The sequence below is a fragment of the Streptomyces sp. FH025 genome (assembly GCF_017427025.1).
Lineage (GTDB): Bacteria > Actinomycetota > Actinomycetes > Streptomycetales > Streptomycetaceae > Kitasatospora.
On sequence record NZ_JAFLNG010000670.1, the window covers coordinates 1 to 4,263 of the forward strand.

At 74.1% G+C, this 4,263-nt stretch carries 4 protein-coding genes; 3 read left to right on the plus strand and 1 reads right to left on the minus strand.

Features of this window, described 5'->3' with window-relative positions; all coding sequences use genetic code 11:
- Positions 1-131: 131 nt before the first annotated feature.
- On the minus strand, positions 132-1,760 hold the full coding sequence (locus J0670_RS31740; RefSeq protein WP_207815397.1) for an amidohydrolase: 1,629 nt from the start codon (positions 1,758-1,760) through the stop codon (positions 132-134).
- Between the two features lie 208 nt (positions 1,761-1,968).
- On the opposite strand from J0670_RS31740, the gene J0670_RS31745 reads away from it, so the two are divergent.
- The 3 genes from J0670_RS31745 to J0670_RS31755 all read left to right on the plus strand — a co-directional run.
- Entirely contained in the window at positions 1,969-2,583 is a 615-nt protein-coding gene (locus J0670_RS31745; protein WP_207815398.1) for a TetR/AcrR family transcriptional regulator, read from the plus strand.
- A gap of 611 nt (positions 2,584-3,194) precedes the next feature.
- Entirely contained in the window at positions 3,195-3,578 is a 384-nt protein-coding gene (locus J0670_RS31750; protein WP_207815400.1) for a hypothetical protein, read from the plus strand.
- Positions 3,575-4,263 (plus strand): transcriptional regulator (locus J0670_RS31755; protein WP_207815402.1); only part of this gene is annotated, 689 nt, incomplete at its 3' end. The genes J0670_RS31750 and J0670_RS31755, both read left to right, overlap by 4 nt.

A 4,263-nucleotide genomic window follows, 5' to 3' on the forward strand; every position in this document is an offset into this window, starting at 1 on the left:
GTAGAGCGGCCGACGGCGATCGCGCGCCGGCCGCCGATCAGCGGGGGACCGTCAAGGGGAACGAGGCACGGCCGCCGTGGGGAACGGCCGCGCCGAAGCACGGGGGACGCCACGGCGCTCCCCGGCGGGACTCAGCGGGCGCCGCGGGCGCCGTGGGTGCGCCGCCCGCCGAGCCAGGTGCCGGCCACCTCGACCGAGGCCAGCTCGGTGGCCGGGACGGCGTACGGGTCGGTCGCCAGATGGACCAGGTCGGCCCGCAGGCCCGGTCGCAGCACACCCCACTCGGCCTCCTCGAAGGCCTGGTGCGCCACGCCCGCCGAGTACGCGGCCAGCGCCTCGGCGAGCCCGATCCGCTCCTCGGGCAGCCAGCCGCCCGCCGGCAGGCCGTCCGGGGTCTGCCGGGTGACGGCGGTGGCCAGCCCGGCGAGCGGTTCGTAGCGGGTGACCGGCCAGTCGCTGCCGAAGGAGACCCGGGCGCCGTCGCGCAGCAGGGCGGCGATCTGGTACTGCCGGGCGCCGCGCTCGGGGCCGATCCGGGGCAGGGTGAGCTCGGTCATCAGCGGGTCGGTCTGCGCCCACAACGGCTCGAAGTTGGCGATCACCCCGAGCTCGGCGAAGCGCGCCAGGTCGTCCGGGTGCACCAGCTGGACGTGCGCGATCACCGGTCGGCGGGCGCGCTGCCCGTTGCGGCGCGCGGCGGCCTCGACGGCGTCCAGCGCGATCCGCACGCCGTGGTCGCCGATCGCGTGGATGTGCGGCTGGAAGCCGAGCGCGTCCACGGCGGTGACGGCGTCGGCCAGCTCGGCGGCGGTCCAGTTGGCGACGCCGTGCGAGTGCGGGCAGTCGCTGTACGGCTCCAGCAGCGCGGCCGTGCCGGACTCGATCACACCGTCGGCGAAGAACTTGACCGCCCGGGCGGTGAGCCGGCCGCGCCCGGCGGCCTCGACCCGGTCCCGGTCGGCGGTCAGGCGGGGGAGCCGCTGCCGCCAGCCGTCCGGTTCGAGCAGCAGGGCGAGTCCGGCCCGTACCGGCAGCTCCTCCTCGGTCACCGCCGCGATCCAGGTGTCGACCTGCGCGGGTTCGACCCAGGCGTCCTGCACCCAGGTGATCCCGGCGGCGGCGAGGGCCTCGGTGGTCTCGCGCAGCGCGGCGACCTGCTCGGCGAGCGCGGGCGCGGGGACGAGGGCGAGCACGGGGTTGAGCGCGCCGAACTCGCGCAGCGTGCCGAGCGGGGTGCCGTCCGGGCGGCGGACGATCTCGCCGCCCACGGGCTCGGGGGTGTCGGGCCCGTAGCCGGCCCGGCGCAGCGCCTCGCTGTTGGCCCAGCCGGTGTGGTGGTCCATGGTGCGCAGCAGCACCGGGCGGTCGGGCACCGCGGCGTCCAGCAGCCGGGCGTCGAACAGCCCGCCCTCGGCCAGCCAGGGGTTGACCGCGTCGCCGGTGATCCACTCCTCCTCGGGGTGGCGCTGCGCCCAGTCGCGGACGGCCGCCACGACCTCCTCCAGGCTGGTGCAGTCGCGCACCGGCACCCCGCGCAGGCCGAGGCCGCCGAGCAGGGGGTGGATGTGGCCGTCGCCGAAGGAGGGCAGCAGGGCGCCGCCGTCCAGGTCGACGGTCTCGGTGTGCTCGTCGCGCAGGGCGAGCGCGGCGTCGCCGAGGGCGGTGATCCGCCCGGCGGTGACGGCGAGCGCGTGGGTGCGGGGGAGGGCGGGGTCTCCGGTGTGGATCCGGCCTCCGGTGAAGATCGTGTCGGCACGCATACGGGGGTGTGCGTCCTCTCCGGGGAAGGGCGGGCCGGTTTGCCGTGGCCCGCCTAAACCGAATGGGGTTCGGTTACCGTAGGCGCGGCACCGGCGGGTGCGGAAGAGTTTTATTGAAAGCCATTCAGTAACTCTTGGATAACGATGATCTTGGACTGGGGGGCCGCCGTTCCCAGTCCCACGGCGAACGCGAGAACGAGGAACGGGCATGGCCAGGCCGCGTACACCCCTGCTGGACCGGCAGCGCATCGTGGACACCGCGCTGCGACTGGTCGACGAGGCGGGCGACCTCACCATCCCCGCCCTGGCCGGCGCCCTCAAGGTCAGCCCGTCCGCGCTCTACCACCACGTGGCCGGCCGGGCCGAGATAGTCGCCCTGATGCGCGCCGAGCTGGTGCGCACGATCGGCGAGCAGTCGATGTGGGACCAGCCCTGGGACGCCGCGCTGCGCACCTGGGCGCACGCCTACCGGGACGCCTTCGCCGAGCACCCGGGGATCGTCCGGCTGCTCGCCACCGCCCCGCTCGCCGAATCGTTCATGCACGAGCTGTACGAACGGGCCGTCGCCACCTTGGAGGGCGCCGGTTTCGCCGCCGGTGACGTGATGGGCGTGATCACGGCCCTGGAGAGCTTCATCCTCGGTTCGGCCCTGGACCTCGTCGCCCCGGACGTCATGGTGGACGCCGTCGACCGCGCGGCCACCCCCCGACTGGCCGAGGCCCTGGACGCCGTGCCCGCCGGGCGCGAGCGTGCCGACCAGGCCTTCGACCTCGGCCTCACCGCCCTGATCGCCGGCTACCGGGCGCTGCTGGACCGGTCGTGAGGCCGTTCGGCCCGGTCGGGCCCCGGGGGCTCCCGTCCGGTCCCGTTCGGCCGTCCTTCGATTTCTGACCAGGCGTGATGACCTGCTACTGTTCTTCTCGTCGGGAGGAAGTGATCTTCGGAAAGCAAGACCTCCCGAGCAGGCGTCAGCGGTGCTACCAGAGCACGTCCTACTTTCAGTAGGAAGAGTCCGTGCGACCCGGGCCTGGCGCTCCAACTCGAAGGGGCTCGTTCCGTCCAACGGAACGAGCCCCTTCGTCGTGTCCGCTTCGCCGCGCCTGTGGCGCCATCTCCGTTCCAGGTGCGGCCTCTTATCGCACTTTCGGGTTCGAAACTCGCCACCTTGGCCGGATACCGGCCAAGGTCCTGTGCCAGGTGGCCGGTGAACGGCCGTCCGGGGCGGCCGACCGGCCAGCGGGTTTGCCTCTCGGGCAGGTCTGACGTGTCGTCATATCTTGGCTCGAACTGGCCGTTGCTGGTGTGAATATGCCATTGGAATGTTCGTCGGATGAGATCCGCCAGTAGCCTTCCGTGTCGAACCTGCCACTGCTGGTGGCGAACCGGCCGGAGCCGTGCTGCGCCCGGCCGCCCAGACCCCGCGAAGGAGCCGGTGTGCCGGGTATCGACGAATGCCTCTCCGGGGCGATGGCGATCGCCGGGGCGCGCGCCGCGAGCCTGGTCGACTGGAGCAGCGGACTCGCCCTCGGCAGTCTCGGCGACAGCCCGAGCGGCGACCACGAGACCTCCGCCGCCGAGGCAACCGACTTGGTGCGAGCGGCCGTTGAGAGCCAGACCTTCACCACGGGAGAGGACCGGAGCTCCCCGTTGGAGGACATCATCGTCACCACCGGTCGCAGTTACCACCTGATCCGCTTCATCGACACCGTCTTCGACAGCCGAATCGTCCTGCACCTCTGGCTGGACCGCGCGGAGGGCAACCTCGCCGCCGCCCGGTTCCGCCTCCAGGCGCTCGCCGAGGAGCTGGTGCTGGGGTGAGCGCGACCGCCGAGCCGGCCGAGGTGCCCGAACTGACCGCCCGGCCCGACCCCGTCGCGCCGCGGACCCCGGCCGAGGCCGTCGCCCTGCTCTCCGACCGCCGAGCCACCGGCGCCCTGCACGGCCCGCTCGGCAGCCTGTACCTGGTCGACGGCCTGGTGACCGCCGCCGAGTCCCCGCGCGCCCCCGGCCTGGCCGACCTGCTCACCGGGTGCGGCCGGACCACCCCCGGGGACTGGACCGAGCTCCTGCGCCTCCACGGCCCGCAGGGCCGGGTCGGCGAGGCGCTGGTCGACCGCCGGCTACTCACCCGCGGCGAGCTCGAACTCGGCCACCTGGGAACGCTGTTCGACGCCGCCTACTTCGTCCTCGCCGACCGGGCCGGCGGCACCTGGCGCTACGAACCCGATGCCCGGCACTGGCTCGGGGCGGTGGCCGCGGTCGACCCGGCGCGACTGCGCCGGGAGGCCGAACGCCGACGCCGCCTCCTCGACCGGATCTGGCCCTGGCCGCAGCTCGACACGGAGCCCGTCCGCCCGGTCGAGCACAACCGGCGCCCCTCGCACCGCCCACCCGGCCGCCGCCGACGCGAACTGCTCGACCACGCCGACGGCCGAAGAACCCCGGCGGACCTGGCCCGGCTGCTCGGCCGCTCCGGCTTCGGCGTGACGGCGGACGTCCGCCG